Genomic DNA, 20,055 nt, shown 5'->3' with positions numbered 1-20,055 from the left:
CTGCCGAAAGCGGCAACCGTCGGGCGCAGCATAGCGCCCACGGATCGCTGCTTTTAGAAAAATAAAAACATCGCAATTAGCCCAATACGCTAAATCATTCAAGTTGGATCAAGGCGGCAACTGAGTGAATCCCCAGGAGCTTACTTGAGTAAGTGACTGGGGTGACAAATCTGTCAGGAACAGATTTGAACGCTGCTCGCAGCGGCCCTGATAAGGGTGAGGCTCACGGATGAGCCGAATAAGGAAGGCAGCCAACGCAGAGGCAGCTTGAAGGATGACGCGTATTTCTTTTTCTTACTACAGGTGATCTATGACTTATGTAATTGTTCATGCCCTTGCGCCGATTTTTCTCATCATGCTGCTGGGCTTCTGGGCCGGCAAAGCCAAAATGGTTGATAACAAAAACGTCTCTTTGCTTAATATTTTTGTGATGGACTTTGCCCTGCCCGCCGCGCTGTTTAGCGCCACCGTGCAGACGCCGTGGGCCGGTATTGTTGCCCAGTCGCCGCTGATTGTAGTGCTGACGGGCGCGATGTGGATCACCTACGCGGCGATCTACTTCCTCGCCACCAGCGTGTTTAAAAAGTCCCCGCAGGATGCCGCCGTGCTGACCCTCACCGTGGCGCTGCCGAACTATGCCGCGCTAGGCCTGCCGATTCTCGGTAGCGTACTGGGTGAAAGCTCCGCGACGTCTCTCTCCGTCGCCGTCTCCATCGCCTGCGGTTCGGTGCTGATGACGCCGTTCTGTCTGCTGATTCTGGAGCGTGAAAAAGCGCGCGCCGCCGGTGAAAACAGCGGTTCAACGCTGGCGATGCTGCCGGTTCTGATGTGGCGTTCGGTGAAAAAACCTATTGTCTGGGGTCCGCTGCTCGGCGTGGTGCTCTCCGCTATCGGCATCAAAATGCCGGAGCTGCTGCTGGCGGCAATCAAACCGCTCGGTCTTTCAGCCACCGCGGCGGCGCTGTTCCTGACCGGGGTGATCCTCTCCGCGCGTAAGCTGCAGCTGAACGCGATGGTGAGCATTGCGACCATTGCCAAACTGCTGATCCAGCCGTTTATCGCCTGGGCTATCGTTCTGGCTTTCGGCCTGCACGGCTCCGTGGCGATCACCGCTATCCTGATGATTGCGCTGTCTGCCGGTTTCTTCGGCGTGGTGTTCGGCAACCGCTTTGGCGTTCAGTCGCCGGATGCGGAAGCGGTGCTGCTGTTAAGCTCGGTTCTGTGTATCCTGTCGCTGCCGCTGTTCATCACCTTAACTTCAGGTATCTGATATGACATTCACTTCGCGCCCTCACGATTTACTGTGGCTGAAAAGCCGCGACGCCCTGCTCAACGTTGAGGAGGCGTGGGTAGCCAGCCAGTGGCAGCCGGGTCTGCCCGTAGTCGTGCGGCGTGACGTGAATGACAATGGCGATATTCCGGTAGGCGTGCGCGGCATAAAGCGCGAACAGCGCGCCGCCGGATGGGTTAAGCCCGAGGCCGTTTCCCGCATTATCACGCCGGAAGCGCTGGTCGAGCGCCAGCGCCTGCTGCACTCGCCGTTTGTTTCCCAGCCGCCCGTTCAGGCGGCTATTTTGCTGACCACCTTTGCGTGGCCGTGGATCTGGGGCATTACCGGCAGCACGGCCTACGCCCTCGCCACCGAAATTCCCGTCCTGCACGCCGACAGCGATCTCGATCTACTGATTCGCGCCCCTGAACCGCTGACCGATGACGAACTGCGGCAGTGGCAGGCGCAGGTGGAAAAGCTGCCGTGCCGCGCCGACACCCAGATTGAAACGCCCTTTGGCGCGTTTGCGCTCAACGAATGGCTGCGCGAAGGACGCGTTCTGCTGAAAACCGCCACCGGGCCGCAGCTCACCGCGACGCCGTGGCACAGGGAGTCATGATGAAAATCCTCTTTACCTTTCCCGGCCAGGGCACCCAGCGCCCGGGAATGCTGCAAAACCTGCCCGACGGCGATGCCGTTCTTACTGAAGTCCGCGCGGTGCTTGGCGACGAAGCCAATACGCTCGACGCGCCCGATGCGCTGAAGCACACCCGCGCGGTGCAGCTTTGCCTGCTTATTGCAGGCGTGGCGTGGGCACGTGAACTGATGCGTAACGGCGTGACGCCCGATATCGTCAGCGGCCTGTCGATTGGCGCTTACCCTGCGGCGGTGGTGGCTGGCGCGCTGGATTTTCGCGACGCGCTGCGGCTGGTGGCCCTGCGCGGCGATTTAATGGAGCAGGCGTATCCCCACGGCTACGGCCTGACGGCGATTGTCGGCCTCACGCTGAATCAGGTTGAAAAGCTGATGACAGGTAGCGGCACTTACATCGCCAACCTTAATGCCGAAACGCAGATAGTGATTGCCGGCCGGGATGAGGATATGGCGGAGGTCGCGAGAAAAGCGCTGGCTGCCGGAGCCAACAAGGCTGCCCGGCTTGCGGTAAGCGTGCCGTCGCACTGCGCTTTGCTGGATAAACCGGCGGCAGAATTAGCTCAGGCGTTTGAATCAGTGACATTGTCACGTCCTCTGCTAGCCTACCTTAGCGGATCTACCGGTCGTGTGCTGTGGGAAGCGCAGAAAATCGCCGAAGATTTAGCCTTCAACATGGCGCGGACGGTACAGTGGCAGGACGCAATGGTTTCCGCCAATCAGCGCGATGCGCGGCTGGCGATTGAGATGCCGCCCGGTAGCGTGCTGACCGGGTTGACGCACCTCGCAGGCTGGCAGGGCGATGCCATCTGCATGGAGCGTAACAGCGTTGAAGTAGCACAGCATCTGGCGAAGCGCCTCAGCCGTTAAGGCTGCGGGCGTACATCCGCCCTTCTGCCGCCAGCGCCAGCAGGTCCGCATCGCGTTCGCGATGGTGGGAATAGACGATCGAAATCAGCTGACGCATCTGATACGGCTCCGCCAGCTTTAACAGCTGCACGTCGTTTTCGTAGACCTTTTTCATCCGGCCGGGCAGCAGCGCGAAGCCGACCCCGGCCTGCACCAGGCTGATCATCGAAAAGATATCGTTGACCCTGGTGACAATTTCAGGCTCGAAGTCGGCCACCTGAAAAGCTTCTCGGAAGCCCGCGTAGGTCGCGAAGCCCTCCGCAAGCGAAACGAATTTACGGTCGGCGTAGTCGCGAAGGTCGGCGGGTTTTGTCGTATCCAGCCGTTCAGCCGCCGGAGCGGCGAGAAAAATGTCGTCTTCAAACAGCGGCACCACGTCAAACGCCGAGTTGCTGAACTCCCCTGCGTTGGTGGCGATCAGGATCGCGTCCAGGGCGTCGTCTTCCAGCATATCCAGCAGCATCTGGTTGGAGCCCATCGTCAGATCCAGCTCCAGCTCCGGCCGCCGCAGCTTCATCCCCATGATGATCCGCGGGACGGTCTCCAGCGTGAGCGAATAGAGCGTGCCGATCCGCAGTCGTCCCTGGCCGACGCCGGCGACCTTTCGCGTCGCCTCCAGCCCGCGCGCCATCAGGGTGGTGACGTCCTGACAATACTCCAGCAGCGTCCAGGCCGCCGGCAGCGGCAGCAGGTTGCGTCCCTTATGGACAAACAGCGGGCAGCCCACCCCCTCTTCCAGGGTATGCAGGGCCCGGTGGACGCTGACGCCGCTGAGCTGCATCGCTTCGGCGGTTCTGGCGATATTGCCTTTGGTCATAAACATCATAAATACCGCCAGCTTACGGAAGGTAATATCCTGGTTAATGTCGTCTTTCATGGCGCTGCACTCCCTCTTTCCGCCGCGGCTCGTTATTTCTTGTGTGAATTCAAGCCAGTATAACCGTAACGCCGGTAAATGTTTTAACGCAGCGCAAGGAACCAGCCGGTGCTGTCGGGCATCAGGGAGCAGCGCAATAGCGGATAGGCAAAAAAAATGCCGGTCAGCTGCTGAGCTGACCGGCATTACGCACGCGGGCGGGGTTAATACGGCGACTACAGCGCCATATCGTGCTGCGGAGAGTCCGCAGGCTTGAGTTCCGCGGACGGCGCGGCGGCAGGCTTCGTGCCGCTCATATTAATCACCGGCGGTTTGGTCAGCTGCAGCGTCGCGGCGGTGTCGTCCCACACCTGCTGGGTCAGCGCCGGGCTATCGTTCAGCTTCTGGCCATAGCTCGGAACGATCGCGTGGATGCGGCTCTGCCACTCCGCGGAGCTGAACTGCTGCGGGAACATCTGCTTCAGCACGTTCAGGGTAATCGGCGCGGCGGTAGAGGCGCCCGGAGAGGCCCCAAGCAGCGCGGAGATGGTTTTCTGCTCGTCGACCACCACTTCGGTCCCCAGCTTCAGCACTCCGCCCTTATCGGCGTCTCTTTTAATGATCTGCACGCGCTGGCCGGCCTGAATCAGCTTCCAGTCCTCTTTACGCGCGTCCGGATAGTACTCTTTCAACGCCGCAAAGCGGTCATCGTCGCTGAGCATCACCTGGCTCACCAGGTATTTGACCAGATCGAAGTTGTCGAGACCGACGTGGGTCATCGGCAGAACGTTATCGGTGGTGGTAGTGCTCAGCAGGTCGAAGATAGAACCATTTTTGAGGAACTTCGTCGAGAAGGTCGCGAACGGCCCGAACAGCACCACTCGCTTGCCATCAAGGAAGCGGGCGTCAAGATGCGGAACCGACATCGGCGGCGCGCCGACCGAAGCCTGGCCGTAGACTTTTTGCAGATGCTCTTTAGTCACCGCCGGGTTTTCGGTCATCAGGAAGGAGCCGCCCACCGGGAAGCCCGCATAGTTGTCGGCTTCCGGAATACCGGTCTTTTGCAGTAATTTCAGCGCGCCGCCGCCGGCGCCGATAAAGACATATTTCGCGTCAATCGTCTGCTCGTCGCCGCTATTGACGTTTTTAATCGTCACGTGCCACGAATTATCGGCATTACGCTTAAATGCGGTTACCTCAGAGGAAGTTTGCAGCGAGAAGTTATTATTTTTCTTCAGGCTGCCGATCAGCTGACGGGTTATTTCGCCGTAGTTGACGTCGGTCCCGACCGGGGTCCAGGTGGCCGCCACTTTTTGCTGCGGATCGCGCCCTTCCATCACCAGCGGCGCCCACTGTTTAATTTGCGCATGGTCGGTGGAGAATTTCATCCCCTGGAATAGTGTGGTTTGCTGCAGAGCGGTATAACGTTTTTGCAGATAATCAACGTTATCGCCCCAGACAAAGCTCATATGCGGGGTGGAATTAATAAATGAGTGCGGGTCATGCAAAATGCCGCGCTTTACCTGCGCCGTCCAGAACTGACGGGAAATCATAAACTGCTCGTTGATATCCAGCGCCTTACTGACGTCAATGGAGCCGTCCGCACGCTCTGGCGTGTAGTTCAGCTCCATGTTTGCCGAGTGGCCCGTACCGGCATTGTTCCAGCCGTTAGAGGACTCCAGCGCAACGCCGTCAAGCTTCTCTACCATCACCTGCTTCCAGTCCGGCTGTAATTCCTGCAGCCAGGTGCCGAGCGAGGCGCTCATGATCCCGCCGCCAATCAGCAGAAAATCGGTTTTCTTTGCGGCGTCGGTATTTGCGTAGGTTGCCGTACTGACGAACAGCGCCAATGCGGTCACGGATAAGATCGAGTTTTTTATTGCAGGCATAATAGAATTATCGCATAGCATAATGAAATAAGTGCCAACATGTTAACGCACTTTCATTATATTTTAAAATATCATTTACATTTTCCGCACAGTTAATCAATTATTTGAATTTACTTTTTTAACTTAAAAAAGTAAAAAGTGATTAATAAAAGTAAAATGCGTCAACGTATAGCGATAATTAAAGGGCTGACGGCGCTCCCCGCCGGTTTCTTTAGTTACATAAGGTAAAAGCAGCGGCGCGCGGGAATATGGCGCGCCGCCGGGAATTAACTCTGCGACCCTGCCAGCTGATGCGTTTTATCCTGTAACGCAATGCGCAGATGATCGTTATTTTCCATCAGCAGCTCGCGCGCCCGCCATGCGTCAAGCCCGCTAAGCAGCATCAAAATCGCCGTCCGGCAGTGCTGATTGCAGCCGGCAAGCGCGGCTTTCGCCTCACTGCGCGAACAGCCGGCGGCCTCCATTACGATGGCGATTTGGCGTTCAGCCCAGCGCGGGCTGGTGGCCTGCAGATCGACGCGCAGGTTGCTGAAGACCCTGCCGCCGCGAATGGCCAGCCCGGTGGTCAGCATGCTGAGGAGCTGCCGCTGCGCCAGCTGGGCTTTCGGGTTACCAAACCCCGCGACCGCTTCCGGACCGGTTTGCGGCGCAACGATAATATCCGCCAGCTGCGCCGCTTCGCTATCCGCCTGCTGGGTCAGCACCGCGACCGGCGCGCCGAGCGACCAGGCGTGGCGCATCGCTCCCCATACCCACGGCGTTTTGCCGCTGACCGTCAGCGCCAGCAGCATATCGTTATTGCTAAAGCGCAGCGCCTGCAGCTCGCAAGCGCCAAGATCGTAGTCGTTGGCGGCCGTTTCCATCTCCTGCAGCGCCGCCGCTGGCCCACCGGCGATGAGCCCCACCAGCGAATGTTTCTCCTCAGGCGCAAACTCGTTGACGGCCTGCAGGGCCGCGCGTCCGGATGCGCCGGCGCCGACAATCACCAGCCGCCCTCCTCGGCTAAGGGTCGCCGCGGCGTTATCGACCAGGCGGGTCATTTCCGGCAGGCAGGCGTCGATGGCGTTGGCAATCTGCCGACCGTCTGCGTGCAGCATCGTCAGCATGTCGTAGGTGGTGAGACTATCGATGCGGCGGGTATCAGGGTGGCGTCGTTCCGTCATTGAAGCGGTTGGCTTACTGCTCATAAAAACCTCCATTTAAATAACTCCGCATTCACTATAGGGATATTTACCGCCGTCTCCTGCGAGTGGGGTCACGCTTCCCGGTTCCCGGCGAATCGTTTATTGCTTTTTTACATGCCTTTAAGAAATTCACACCATCAGCGATAATAGGCCTTCGCTGTTTACCCTGGGGTTGTTATGAATGAGTTAGCGGAGCAGGAACCGCCCGCGCGCAAACGCCGTAAGAGCATGAAGCTGAGTACCGCCGTGACGCTGATGATTGGCAGCGTGCTGGGTTCGGTACTGCTGCTTGTCTACGCGCTGTGGTTTATCCAAATCAGTGATACCACCCGCGACGGGCTGAAAGACACCGCCCTGGCGGTGGCGCGGACGCTTGCCGATATGCCGGAAGTGAAGCGCGGCCTGACCCAGCCAGCGGACAGCGATATTATTCAGCCGCTGGCGCAGGCGATCGTCCGGCGCAACGATCTGCTGTTTGCGGTGGTCACCGATATGCAGGGTATTCGCTACTCGCACCCCAACAGCCAGATTATCGGCAAGCGGTTTATTGGCGATGACATTAACCCCACGCTGCAGGGAAAGGAGAACGTTGCCGTCAACCACGGCGTGCTGGCCCCGGCCCTGCGCGCCTTTACGCCGGTCTTTGACGCTAACCACCGGCAAATTGGCGTCGTGGCAATCGGTATTTCGCTTAGCAAGGTGGATACCCAGATTGCCAACAGCCGCTGGGACGTCCTCTTTACCGTGCTGTTCAGCGCCCTGGTCTGCGGTCTCGGAACCTGGAGCCTGGTTCGCGGCCTCAAGCGCGTGCTGCTCGGCCTGGAGCCGCAGGAGATCTCCACCCAGTACCAGCAGCGCCAGGCGATGCTGCACTCGTTAAAAGAGGGCGTGGTGGCGGTCGATACCGAAGGGCAAGTGACCCTTATCAATCCGGCCGCGCGCGAAATTTTGTTCAGCGGCCCCGATAAAACCCTCGGCCATACGCCGCTGCTCGCCGATTTACAGGAGGTCCTGCGCACCGGGACGCCAATTTACGACCGCGAGCTCGGCTGCAACGGTCTGCTGCTTATCAGCAATACCGTACCGGTGCGCAGCCAGAACGCCACCGTCGGCGCCATCAGCACCTTCCGCGACAAGACCGAGGTCAGCCAGCTGCTGCAGCGACTCGACGGCATGGTCAACTATGTGGATGCGCTGCGTACCACTTCCCACGAGTTTATGAATAAGCTGCACGTCATCCTCGGCCTGCTGAATATGAAAAGCTATGACAAGCTTGAGGAGTACGTGCTACAAACCGCCCATACCTATCAGGCCGACATCGGCGAAATCCAGCACCGCATAAAATCGCCGGTGGTAGCCGGCTTTTTGATTGGTAAAATCCAGCGTGCGAAAGAGCGTGGGTTTAGCCTTAACCTCGCGGAGGAGAGCCTCGTCCCCGACTGCCCCAACGAAAAGCAGATTACCGTCCTGGTCACCGTACTGGGCAATTTGATTGAGAATGCGCTCGACGCCATGCACGAGCAGCACGAGGGTGAAGTCAGCCTGCTGTTACATTATCAAAATGGCTGGCTAAGCGGCGAAGTGAGCGACGACGGCCCGGGGATCCCGGAGGCGAATATCGATGCCATCTTTAATAAAGGCTTCTCCACCAAAGGCGAGAATCGCGGCGTCGGCCTGTTTCTTGCCAGCCAGCAGCTGCGCGAACTGGGCGGGACGCTTGCCGTCGAGTCCGAACCCGGCGTATTTACCCAATTTTTTGTCCACCTACCCTGGGATAGTAAAAGGAACAGTGCGTGATAAATGTATTAATTGTTGATGACGATGCCATGGTAGCCGAACTGAACCGCCTGTACGTGGCGCGGATTTCCGGCTTCAGCTGCTGCGGCACCGCATCTACGCTGAATAAGGCCCGGGAGATGATTAACGACGACGAGCTGGAGATCGATCTGGTACTGCTCGACGTCTATATGCAGCACGATAGCGGGCTGGATCTGCTGCCGACCATCCGCGCCTCCGGCCGCGCCATCGACGTGATTATGATCACCTCCGCCGCCGATGCCGCCACCGTACAAACGTCGATGCACTACGGCGTTGTCGATTATCTGATTAAGCCCTTCCAGTTCCCGCGTTTTGAGGAGGCGTTAACCGCCTGGCGCGAGAAAAGAAAGCTGATGACCGGACAGACTTATTATGAGCAGGCGGACGTTGACCGCCTGCTGCACGGCGACGCGCCGGAAGCAACCGACGCGCGTAAGCTGCCGAAGGGGCTCACCTCGCAAACGCTGCGCACGCTCTGCCAGTGGATCGATGCGCACCCGGCGACCGAATTCTCCACCGACGAGCTGGCGGTCGCGGTGAACATTTCCCGCGTCTCCTGCCGCAAATATCTGATTTGGCTGGCGCAGATTAATATCCTCTACACCAGCATTCACTACGGCGCCACCGGCCGGCCGGTCTATCGCTATCGGCTGGTGGCGGAGCAGTACAGCCTGCTCAAGCAGTACAGTCAGTAAGCCGATAGCCGCTATCCAGCAGCTGAAAGCGAAAGCGGCGCTGCGATGAGAGGATCACTTCGCGATTTTTAGTCACAAAAATCGCTTCAATATCCTCACGTTGACGCAGCGCTGCGCGCCCCTTCTCAACGCCCAGGCCGTAGATCAGGGTGGTCCAGATATCACCGTCGAGAGAGTCATCAGAAATGATGGTCACGCTCTCCAGCTCGTTATCCAACGGATAGCCGCTGCGCGGGTCGAGAATATGGTGCCAGCGCCTGCCGTCCTGCTCGAAATAGCGCTCATAGACGCCGGAGGTCACCACCGACTGGCCGCTCACCGCAATCGTGCCCACCAGCTGGTCTGATGCGGCAAAGGGTTTTTTCAGCCCAATGGACCACTCCCCGAGGGTGTGCACGTTACCCCCGAGATTGATCAGCGCCGCGTCGAGGCCCTGGCGCCGCAGGTCATCCCGCACCCGATCGGCAATGTAGCCTTTGGCAATGGCGCCAAGGTCGATCTCCATACCCGGCTGAGCAAGAAACACGCTGCCCGCCGCCTCATCAAGGATCACATCCTGCGGCCGGGTCAGCGGCAGGCGGGCGGCAATCTCTGCCGCCGCCGGAACGCTGCGCCCCTGAAAGCCGATGCGCCAGAGCTTTACCAGCGGGCCAATCGCCAGGTTGAACGCGCTATCCCGCACCATGCTGGCGGCTTTTGCGCATTTGATCAGCTGATACACCGGACGGCTGACGGCCACCGCATGGCGACCGGCGGCATGGTTAATATCCATGACCTGCGAGCGCGCGCGGTTTACGGTAAGCAGATCTTCGTAGCGTTTAATCAGCTGGAAGGTGCGGGAGGCGAGCGCATCATCGTGACGGAACAGTTTAAGCAAAATGGGCGAACCCATTAAAACGGCGGAGTAGCTATAGACGCGACTATCGTCAGACATGGTTGCAGCTCCTGTGGATGACCCCGGCTCGCGGCCGGGGTATATCGCGAAGGGTTATCCTCTGGCGCGTTTTGCCGCCTCATGGCCCGCCAGGGTGCCAAAGATAATGATATCCGCCACCGCATTGCCGCCGATACGGTTGCCGCCGTGGATGCCGCCGACCACTTCCCCGGCGGCATAGGCGCCGGGAATCGGCTGCTGAGCGGTATTTAACACCGCGGTCGCGGTATTAATCGTCACCCCGCCCATAGTGTGGTGAACGCCCGGGGCGATGCGGATCGCATGGAACGGCCCTTCGTTAATCGGCGCCCGCAGCGCGGTGGTCCGGCCAAAATCATCGTCACGCTGGTTTTCAACAAAGCCGTTGTAGCGTTCGAGGGTGGCAAGGAAGGCATGGTAATCCATCCCCAGCGTCTCCGCCAGTTCGCGCGGGGAGCTGGCGCTGGTGGCCAGGCCTTTGGCGATATATTCATCTGCCGCTTTGTTTTTTGCCCGCACATGCTCGTCAAAGACGATCCAGGCGTACTGCTCCGGCAGCGCGATAATCGCCGCCGATACTTTATCGCGGGTCGCCATTTCGTTAAAGAAGCGCCGCCCCTGCTGGCTCACCAGAATGGCTCCGCCGCCGCGAATCGACTCCGAAATCAGGTATGAAGTCTTCTGCTCAACGGTCGGGTGGATCTGGATTTCGCCCATATCCACGGTGCCGGCGCCGATGCGTTCCAGCAGCGCGATGCCGCCGCCGGTCGCCCCTTTATGGTTGGTGGTGACAAAACCGGCGAGATCCGGACGGTACTTCACCACCATCGCGCTGTTGGCGCTGAAGCCGCCGGTGGCGACCACGATGCTCTTCGTCTGCACGTCGAAGCGCTCCTGCTCATCGTTGAGCAGACGTACGCCGCTCACTTCGTCGTTTGCCATCAGGATCTCTTCGACCGAGGTGTCCAGCATCACGTCAATCCCGCGTTTGCTGATATTGCGCACCAGGCCGCTAATCAGATAGCCGCCGACCGCCGACCCGTCGCGCGGACGGTGGGTACGATCAATGCTCATCCCGCCGGTGGTGGTGATATCGTTAAGCATGATCCCGCGGCGGGCCAGCCACTCAATCGCCTCCGGGGCGTTTTCAACAAAGCGGCGCAGCAGCTCAGGGTTGTTTTTGTTATGCCCGCCCTTCAGGCTTTCCTGATAGAACAGCTCTTTGCTGTCCACGATCCCTTTTACCCGCTGGAAGCGCGTTTCCGCGGCGTTCATCCCGGCGGAGGCTTTAATGGTGTTGCCGCCGATAGTCGGCATTTTTTCAACGAGCAGCACGCTGGCGCCTTCATCATGGGCCTGAATCGCCGCCGCCAGACCCGCGCCGCCGCTGCCCACCACCACCACGTCGTAGCTTTTCACCGCGCGATCGTCGCCGCCCTCTTCAATCGCCAGCGCTTTGCTGGATTTCAGCATCGCTTTGGATACCGCTTTTTTCACCGCCTCGCTTTGGCTGGTGGCGCCGGATATGGCGTCAACGTGCGGAGTGTTGGCGGTCAAAATGCGCTCGCGGATCTCTTCAAAGCTGGTGGTGAACTCCACGGTCTGTACCGCGCTGGAGGCCAGCTCCACGTCGGCAATGCGATCGCTCTCAAGGCTGACGTGGATAACCAGCTCGCTGGCCTCGTCCTGTACGGTTTCAACAAAGACGCCGGGCTTAAACTTCGCATCGCCCATGCTCATATCGCGGATCATCGCTTCCACCAGCGAGAAGCGCCACAGCGGCTCCGGAATATGCAGGGCTTCACGCCGGGTGCTGTCGATAAACAGCTCCAGATTTTCGCCATCGGCAACGCGGTCGGTCCAGTCAGGATAGGCAATGCAGGCCCGCCCAACGGCGATCAGATCGTAGCCGCGATCCAGCCCCTGCTCGGCATCTGCGGCGTTAACGATCCCGCCAACGCCCATCACCGGAACCTGCGCGAGGTTAGCGGAGCGCAGCGCGCAGTATTTTTCAATCAGCGGCGTCGGATCGCAGGTATCGACGATGGAGGGGCGCAGCGAGGCGCCTACCGAGAAGTGCAGATAGTCGAGGCCCCGCGCCGCCAGTTTTTCCAGCAGGTAGAGGGTGTCGTCAAAGCGGATGCCCGGCTCTTCCAGCTCTTCCGGCGAGAAACGGTAGCCGATAATAAAAGCGTCGTCCGCGTACTGGCTGACCATTTTATGGGTGATATCCAGTACCGCCAGCGGGAATCTGGCGCGATTATCGCGGCTGCCGCCCCAGCAGTCGTCACGCTGGTTAGAGTTAGGGGAATAGAACTGCTGGATAAGATAGGTATTGGCGCCGTGAATTTCGACCCCGTCAAAACCGGCCTGAATCGCGCGGCGGACGCCGTCACCAAATTTCGCGATCGTCTCCTCTACTTCCTCAGCGCTTAGCGCGCACGGCATCGCGGCGCCGTCGCGCGGAGCGGCCAGCGCGCTCGGCGCTACCGGCTGTCGGCCGCCGATAAGCTGCGGGTCGACCATGCGGCCGCCGTGATAGATCTGCAAAACGGCTTTCGACCCTTCCGCCTGGATGGCTTCGGCAATTTTGGCCAGGCCGGCAATTTTGTCATCATTGTCGATGCCTATGGCGCCAGGGAAAGCCAGGCCATAGTCATCGATAAAGCAGCACTCGACGATAATGGTACCGATGCTGCCCGCTCGGGCGCGGTAGTACTCCACCAGCTCGCTGGTGACGGAGCCGTCAAAATAGCCGGTGCAGGTGGTCATCGGTGCCATAAACAGGCGGTTTTTTAGCTCAGTTCCGTTTGGTAAGGTAAAGGGCTGCAAAATACGTTGATTACTGGTCATAGTAATACTCCAGATTTTAAATATTGAAATTCAGAATTCGGTAAGGAATTTATTTTTAGTTGTGCTTTTAATTCCTGTTGTCATGCTAATAATATAGCGAATTTTTTAGTTACCAAATCACTTACGTTAGTTAAAAAACTATTTAATACCAACAATAACATCACTACCTCTATCGTATTATTTTTTTAAAATACAACGTTTACATAAAGCATAATATCGATAACAAATAAGATACTTTTGTTAATAATAAATAAAATGATCGTCAATACTTTAACCAATAAAAATCAACACGTTAAAAGATAATCCTGTTTCATAAAGACTCTAAAAACCGACTTATTTTTAACATTTAGCGATATTTCGCACAAATAACCACCCTCTCCAGTAGGGTTATTACGCGAAGTAAAAAAAACGCCACACCCCTGGATTTATTGATCTCAATCAATTGCAATTCGACATCAAAGAGCAATATATAAATAACCAACAGATTTAATTTAGCGCCCTAAAAAATGCGTTAAATAACCGTCGCGGTGATAATAAAAGCCAATGATTAATAACTAAAGAAAGTTTTTAAATTAAAGAAACCAGAAGTCACCGATGACTAAACCTTATTTTTAACTACTTGCAGATACTCATTATGAAAGAGAAAAAGACAACCACGCCGCCTGCCGGTGCAGCCAGTCCTAAGGCTGTTGATAAAAGTCGTCTGCTGATGATGGCGCTGCCCATTATCGTGGCCGTACTGCTACTTTTCATCCCGGTGCCTGATGGCCTGCCGCCATATGCCTGGCACTACTTTGCCATTTTCGTCGGCGTGATCGTCGGTCTGATTTTCGAACCCCTTCCCGGGGCGGTGATCGGGATCACCGGGGTGGTGGTTATCGCCCTGTGCAGCCAGTGGCTGCTATTCGATCCGGCGCAGCTGGCGGACCCCAAATTCAAGCTTGCCGGCGCCTCGTTTAAGTGGGCGGTAAGCGGCTTTGGTAACTCTACCGTGTGGCTGATTTTCGGCGCCTTTATGTTTGCCGCTGGCTACGACAAAACCCAGTTTGGACGCCGTCTGGCGCTGATTCTGGTAAAATACCTCGGCCGCCGCAGCCTGACGTTGGGCTACGCCATCACTTTTGCCGACCTGCTGCTGGCCCCCTTCACTCCGTCGAATACCGCCCGTAGCGGCGGGACGATTTACCCGATTATCGCCAACCTGCCGCCGCTGTATGGCTCTAAGCCTAACGACCCTAGCGCCCGGCGGATCGGTTCCTATCTGATGTGGGTGGCTATTACCGCCGCCTGTATTACCAGCTCGATGTTCCTCTCGGCGCTGGCGCCTAACCTGCTGGCCCTCGCGCTGGTGAAAAGTATTGTCGGTATCAATATCTCCTGGGGCACCTGGTTTATCGCCTTCCTGCCGGTGGGCGTGCTGCTGATTCTGGTGATGCCGCTGCTGGCCTACTGGTTCTATCCGCCGGAGGTGAAGGTGAATGATGAGGTGCCGCTGTGGGCCGCGCGTGAGCTGGAAAAACTGGGTCGGCTGTCGCGTAATGAAATTCTGCTGCTGGTGTTCGTCTGCTTCGCGCTGACGATGTGGATCTTCGCCGCCGAGTGGATTGAACCGGCGCTGGCGGCGCTGCTGGTCATCGTCCTGATGCTGTGGACCGGCGTTCTGTCATGGAGCGATATCACCAATAATAAAGCGGCGTGGAATACCTTCGTCTGGTTCGCCACCCTGGTGGCGCTGGCGGATGGCCTCTCCTCCACCGGCTTTATCGCCTGGCTGGGTAAAGAAGGCGGCGCGCTGATGAGCGGTATCTCTCCGGGAGTCGCCACCATCTTGCTGCTGCTGGCGTTCTACCTGCTGCACTACCTGTTTGCCAGCACCACCGCCCATACCACCGCGCTGCTGCCGGCCATGCTGACCATCGCCTCCACCATTCCGGGTATGAATATGCAGGTATTCGTACTGCTGATGGTCACTTCGCTGGGCATTATGGGGATCATCACCCCGTACGGTACCGGCCCCAGCCCGATCTACTACGGCAGCGGCTATCTGCCGACCAAAGACTACTGGCGCCTCGGCACCATCTTCGGCGCCATCTTCCTGGCCGCCCTGCTGCTGATTGGTTATCCGTGGATGTCCATGATGTTCTGATTCACAACCGTCGGGGTCACTCCCGGCGGTTTTACTCTTAGGGAGCTTAAACAATGTCGACTAAACCGTTTGTTTATCAGGAAGCTTTTCCGCTGGCGAAAGATAAGACTGAATACTATCTGCTGAGCAAAGAGCACGTCAGCGTCGCCGGGTTCGAGGGCGAGGAAATTCTCAAGGTTGCGCCTGAAGCGCTCACCCTGCTGGCCCAGCAGGCATTTCACGACGCGGCCTTTATGCTGCGCGTTTCCCACCAGCAGCAGGTAGCGGCCATTCTGCTCGATCCCGAGGCCAGCGAAAACGACAAGTACGTCGCCCTGCAGTTCCTGCGTAACTCAGAGATTGCCGCCAAGGGCATTCTGCCCACCTGTCAGGACACCGGCACCGCCATCATCATGGGCAAGAAAGGCCAGCGGGTGTGGACCGGCGGCGGCGACGAAGCGGCGCTGGCGCGCGGCGTCTACAACACCTATACCGAAGATAACCTGCGCTATTCGCAAAACGCCGCGCTGGATATGTATAAAGAGGTCAACACCGGCACCAACCTGCCGGCGCAGATCGATCTGTACAGCGTTGACGGCGACGAATACAAATTCTTGTGCATGGCAAAAGGCGGCGGTTCGGCCAACAAAACCTATCTCTATCAGGAAACCAAGGCGCTGATTACCCCGGCGAAGCTGAAAAACTACCTCGTCGAGAAGATGCGTACCCTCGGCACCGCCGCCTGCCCGCCGTACCACATTGCTTTTGTTATCGGCGGGACCTCTGCGGAATCGACGCTGAAAACCGTTAAGCTGGCCTCCACCCACTATTACGACGACCTGCCAACCGAAGGCAACGAGCACGGCCAGGCGTTCCGCGACGTGCAGCTGGAGCAGGAGCTGCTGCTGGCCGCGCGGGATCTCGGCTTCGGCGCGCAGTTTGGCGGCAAGTACTTTGCCCACGACATCCGCGTGATTCGCCTGCCGCGCCACGGCGCCTCCTGCCCGGTCGGGATGGGGGTTTCCTGCTCCGCCGACCGCAACATCAAGGCGAAGATCAACCGTCACGGGATCTGGATTGAGAAACTGGAGAGCAACCCCGGCCAGTACATCCCGGAAGCGCTGCGCCGGCAGGGTGAAGGCCAGGTCGTCAGCATTGACCTCAATCAGCCGATGAACGATATCCTCAAGCAGCTTTCGGCCCATCCGGTTTCAACCCGCCTGACGCTGAACGGCACGATTATCGTCGCCCGCGATATCGCCCACGCTAAGCTCAAGGAGCTGCTGGATAACGGTGAAGCGCTGCCGCAGTATGTGAAAGATCACCCGATCTACTACGCCGGTCCGGCGAAAACGCCGGAGGGTTATGCGTCAGGTTCGCTGGGGCCGACCACCGCCGGAAGGATGGACTCCTACGTCGATCTCCTGCAGTCCCACGGCGCGAGCATGGTGATGCTGGCGAAAGGCAACCGCAGCCAGCAGGTGACCGATGCCTGCCATAAGCACGGCGGCTTCTATCTCGGCAGCATCGGCGGGCCGGCGGCGGTGCTGGCACAGCAGAGTATTAAGAGCCTTGAGTGCGTGGCTTATCCGGAGCTGGGAATGGAGGCTATCTGGAAAATCGAGGTGGAAGACTTCCCGGCGTTTATTCTGGTGGATGATAAAGGCAACGACTTCTTCCAGCAGATCCAGAACCAGCAGTGTAACGGCTGTGCCCAGCGGTAATGTTGCCGGCTAAAGCCGGGCGCTGAGCTAAGAGGTATTCCGTTCACCCTACGTCAGGCAGAACATGCGGCCTCAGTGCGAGGTGACCGGGTTAAGGGGAAGATAACCGTCTTCCCCTTAACAATCCCCGCGGTCCCGCACGGAAATCGGTGCTGCGCACGGCCTGCAGCCTGCGATCGGCTCAACTCGACCTGCTCGCCCGTTCCGGGGCTCGCTCCTGTCTCGATTCGCCTCTTGCCGCCATCCCTGGCGGCCAGCCCTTGTCTTCCGGCCTTCGGTTCGCCGATTTCAGCGGGGTCCAGGGCCCCGCTGCACGCCTTTTCATCCCAAAATGTCCATCACTGCGGAGAGCAACAACGGTCGAGGAAAAAGCAGGCAACGATCGAATTGACAGGCGCAGCTCGGGCACGTTTTTTATCACCCCGCGGCTAGTGACCGGCCGAGGGCGCGCCCGGCGCTCCGGCGCGGCTGAACGGCGGACGGGCAAACCAGATAACCACAATCAGCGCCATAAAGCCCCAGCCTAAAACCCAGAAGTAGTCGATGGTCGACATCATATAGGCCTGCTGCTCAATGGTTTTATCGATCAGCGCCATATGCTGCTGGGTCGCTCCGCCCATCTTCTCCACGTAGTCCACCGCCGCCGGATTATAAGCAGAGACGCTTTCGGTCAGGTTGGCATGGTGGAACACCTCCCGACGCGACCAGATCCATGTGGTCAGCGAAGACGCAAACGAGCCGCCCAGCACGCGGAAGAAGGTCGCCAGACCGGAGCCTTCCGCCACCTCCGCCCCGCTGAGGTTCGACAGCACGATAGTGGTGATCGGCATAAAGAAAAACGCGACGCCAATCCCCATAAACAGCTGCACTTCGGCGATAGTGCGAAAATCGACGTCGGTGTTGAACTGCGCGCGAATAAGGCAGGAAGCCCCCATCGTCAGGAACGAGAGCGAAGCCAAAATACGCAGGTCGAAATTATTGGCGTAGCGGCCAATAACCGGCGTCATCACCAGCGGCAGCACGCCCATCGGCGCGGCGGCAAGCCCGGCCCAAATGGCGGTATAGCCCATCTGCGTTTGCAGCCACTGCGGCAAAATAATATTGATGGCAAAGAACGCCGCATAGCCCAGGGTCAGCGAAAGCGTACCGATCGCAAAGTTACGGTCCTTAAACAGGCGCAGGTTGACGATCGGATGGCGCTCGCCCAGCTCCCAGATGACAAACGCAACCAGCGAAATCGCCGAAATCGTCGACATCACAACGATGTGAATTGAGGCGAACCAGTCGAGATCGTTGCCTTTGTCCAGCACCACCTGCAGCAGCCCGACGCCAAGCACCAACAGCGCAATGCCGATGTAGTCAATCGGCGCATGGGTGGTGGTCTCTTCCCGCGCGCGCATCTGCGTCCAGACGACGATCGCGGCGAAGATGCCGATCGGCACGTTGATGTAGAAAATCCACGGCCAGGAGTAGTTATCGGTGATCCAGCCGCCGGTTATAGGCCCGACAATCGGCGCCACCACCGTCACCATCGACAGCAGCGCGAGCGCCATGCTGCGCTTGCTCGACGGGAAGATAACCAGCAGCAGCGTCTGGCACATCGGGAACATCGGTCCGGCGAAAAAACCCTGCAGGGCGCGAAAGATAATCAGCTCGCTCATGCTGTGGGCAAAGCCGCACAGGAACGACGTCAGGGTAAACAGCACCACCGAGCCGATAAACAGCTTTAGCTGGCCGAAGCGCCGGGTAAACCAGCCGGTCAGCGGCAGCGCAATGGCGTTACACACCGCAAAGGAGGTGATAACCCAGGTCCCCTGATCGGCGCTCACCCCGAGGTTGCCGGCAATCGTCGGCAGCGCCACGTTGGCAATAGTGGAGTCCAGCACCTGCATAAACGTGGCCAGCGACAGCGCGAGCACCGCCAGCCACATATTGGGCGGCGTAAATGCGGCCTTATCTTGCATAACGTCTCTCTTAACGGGCGCCGGCGGCTACCGCTTTGCTGTTGTCATGAAGGATTTTAGCCACCAGCTGGTCCGCCTGTTCCAGCGGGTTCTGATACACATCCGTGGTGAAACGCGGGGCGCTAACGGTTTGCTGCGGCAGCAGATGGCCATCGGTATCGCGAATATCAACGCGAACGTTCATCGACAGCCCCACCCGCAGCGGGTTTTTCTGCATATCGTGCGGGTCCAGCGTGATGCGTACCGGCAGACGCTGGACGATTTTGATCCAGTTGCCGCTGGCGTTCTGCGCGGGGAGCAGCGAGAACGCGCTGCCGGTGCCAATGCCCAGGCTTTCAATGGTGCCGTGATATTCCACGTCGTCGCCGTAAAGATCCGCGCTGAGCGTCACTTTCTGCCCCAGGCGCATCGCGTTCATCTGACTCTCTTTGAAGTTGGCGTCGACCCAAACCTCATTCAGCGGCACGATAGCCATCAGGGTGGTCCCCGAATCGACGCGCATGCCGAGCTGGACCGCGCGTTTGGCTACAAAGCCGCTGACCGGCGCAACGATGGTGCTGCGCGAATTATCCAGATAGCGCTGACGCAGCGTGGCCACCGCGCTTTTGATTTCGGGATGACTGTCGATAACCGTGTCATCAACCATCGCCGTGTTGGTGCGTAACGCCTCCTGAGCGGCGGCTAAGTCGCTCTGCGCGCTGGTGACCGCATCCCGATAGTGGGAGAGATCTTCCGCAGCGATGGCGCCGCTCTGGAAGATTTTCTGCCGCCGGGCGTAGTCGTTTTGCGCCGTCTGCAGGGCAACCCTTTTCGCCGCGACCTGGGCACGGTAGTTATCCGCCGTGCTGTAGAGTCCGCGAACCTGACGCACGGTGTTGGCCAGATTGGCTTCCGCCTGCTGCAGCGCAATTTCGGTATCGCTCGGATCGAGCAGCACCAGCGGCTGCCCCTTCTGCACAAAGTCGCCCTCATCCACCGTAACCTGGGTCACCGTACCGCCGATTTGCGGGGTCAGCGTTACCTGGTTGCCGTTGACGTAGGCATCGTCGGTCGATTCATAGTAGCGGGCGTACAGCAGGTACCATGCCAGGCCGCCTGCGGCGGCCAGAAGCAGAATAATCAGTAAAATAATAAAGTTGCGTTTGCGCTTGCTGCCGCGCTCGGCGTGCTGTGCAGGTGTGGTTTCCATCTTGTCCGGACCTTC

Annotated in this window: 14 protein-coding genes; 7 read left to right on the top strand and 7 right to left on the bottom strand. The window is 58.5% G+C overall.

Annotated elements, in window-relative coordinates; genetic code table 11:
- Window positions 1–310 precede the first annotated feature (310 nt).
- From NWP14_RS03685 to mdcH, 3 genes are read left to right on the top strand one after another with little or no spacing between them, the layout of a single operon-like run.
- Window positions 311–1,270: an AEC family transporter gene (locus tag NWP14_RS03685; RefSeq protein WP_095103224.1), complete on the top strand. Its 960-nt coding sequence runs from the start codon at window positions 311–313 to the stop codon at window positions 1,268–1,270.
- A gap of 1 nt (window position 1,271) precedes the next feature.
- Complete coding sequence (locus NWP14_RS03680) at window positions 1,272–1,889, top strand: malonate decarboxylase holo-ACP synthase (RefSeq protein WP_346431423.1); 618 nt, start codon at window positions 1,272–1,274, stop codon at window positions 1,887–1,889.
- Window positions 1,889–2,791, top strand: a complete 903-nt coding sequence (gene mdcH, locus NWP14_RS03675) for a malonate decarboxylase subunit epsilon (RefSeq protein WP_095103220.1) — start codon at window positions 1,889–1,891, stop codon at window positions 2,789–2,791. Before NWP14_RS03680 ends, mdcH begins: the two co-directional genes overlap by 1 nt.
- Here the strand turns inward: mdcH and NWP14_RS03670 are convergent.
- The 3 genes from NWP14_RS03670 to NWP14_RS03660 form a co-directional block, all read right to left on the bottom strand.
- Window positions 2,781–3,707 (bottom strand): LysR substrate-binding domain-containing protein, encoded by a 927-nt coding sequence (locus NWP14_RS03670; protein WP_346431421.1) that lies wholly within the window; start codon window positions 3,705–3,707, stop codon window positions 2,781–2,783. The two genes, mdcH and NWP14_RS03670, sit on opposite strands and share 11 nt — an antisense overlap.
- A 215-nt stretch (window positions 3,708–3,922) precedes the next feature.
- On the bottom strand, window positions 3,923–5,575 hold the full coding sequence (mqo, locus tag NWP14_RS03665; protein ID WP_331834306.1) for a malate dehydrogenase (quinone): 1,653 nt from the start codon (window positions 5,573–5,575) through the stop codon (window positions 3,923–3,925).
- 266 nt (window positions 5,576–5,841) lie between these two features.
- Window positions 5,842–6,762, bottom strand: coding sequence for an N-acetylmuramic acid 6-phosphate etherase (locus NWP14_RS03660; protein ID WP_095103571.1), 921 nt, complete (start codon window positions 6,760–6,762; stop codon window positions 5,842–5,844).
- 174 nt (window positions 6,763–6,936) lie between these two features.
- On the opposite strand from NWP14_RS03660, the gene NWP14_RS03655 reads away from it, so the two are divergent.
- The gene (locus NWP14_RS03655) at window positions 6,937–8,556 is read left to right on the top strand and encodes a sensor histidine kinase (protein WP_331834307.1); all 1,620 of its coding nucleotides are present in this window, start codon (window positions 6,937–6,939) and stop codon (window positions 8,554–8,556) included.
- Window positions 8,553–9,272: a two-component system response regulator DcuR gene (gene dcuR / locus NWP14_RS03650; protein ID WP_095103214.1), complete on the top strand. Its 720-nt coding sequence runs from the start codon at window positions 8,553–8,555 to the stop codon at window positions 9,270–9,272. The genes NWP14_RS03655 and dcuR overlap by 4 nt, the downstream gene beginning before the upstream one ends.
- Here the strand turns inward: dcuR and NWP14_RS03645 are convergent.
- Together NWP14_RS03645 and NWP14_RS03640 are read right to left on the bottom strand one after the other, a co-directional pair.
- Window positions 9,253–10,206, bottom strand: a complete 954-nt coding sequence (locus NWP14_RS03645; RefSeq protein WP_375214789.1) for an FAD:protein FMN transferase — start codon at window positions 10,204–10,206, stop codon at window positions 9,253–9,255. The genes dcuR and NWP14_RS03645 overlap by 20 nt on opposite strands.
- A gap of 54 nt (window positions 10,207–10,260) precedes the next feature.
- A complete protein-coding gene (locus tag NWP14_RS03640) occupies window positions 10,261–13,038 on the bottom strand; it encodes a flavocytochrome c (RefSeq protein WP_375214788.1) in 2,778 nt (925 codons plus the stop codon).
- Window positions 13,039–13,672: 634 nt separating this feature from the next.
- Here NWP14_RS03640 and NWP14_RS03635 point away from each other — a divergent pair.
- Together NWP14_RS03635 and fumA are read left to right on the top strand one after the other, a co-directional pair.
- Complete coding sequence (locus NWP14_RS03635; protein ID WP_095103208.1) at window positions 13,673–15,184, top strand: anion permease; 1,512 nt, start codon at window positions 13,673–13,675, stop codon at window positions 15,182–15,184.
- 53 nt (window positions 15,185–15,237) lie between these two features.
- Window positions 15,238–16,887, top strand: coding sequence for a class I fumarate hydratase FumA (gene fumA / locus NWP14_RS03630; protein ID WP_375214787.1), 1,650 nt, complete (start codon window positions 15,238–15,240; stop codon window positions 16,885–16,887).
- Between the two features lie 428 nt (window positions 16,888–17,315).
- Here fumA and NWP14_RS03625 read toward each other — a convergent pair whose 3' ends face one another.
- A complete protein-coding gene (locus NWP14_RS03625; RefSeq protein WP_375214786.1) occupies window positions 17,316–18,851 on the bottom strand; it encodes a DHA2 family efflux MFS transporter permease subunit in 1,536 nt (511 codons plus the stop codon).
- Between the two features lie 10 nt (window positions 18,852–18,861).
- Entirely contained in the window at window positions 18,862–20,040 is a 1,179-nt protein-coding gene (locus NWP14_RS03620) for an efflux RND transporter periplasmic adaptor subunit (protein ID WP_095103203.1), read from the bottom strand.
- Window positions 20,041–20,055 lie beyond the last annotated feature (15 nt).

Origin of the sequence: Klebsiella sp. C349492 (assembly GCF_042055345.1) — a bacterium.
GTDB lineage: Bacteria > Pseudomonadota > Gammaproteobacteria > Enterobacterales > Enterobacteriaceae > Klebsiella > Klebsiella scottii.
The sequence above is the reverse complement of the archived record's forward strand: the minus strand, read 5'-3'. Positions and strand labels throughout refer to the sequence as shown.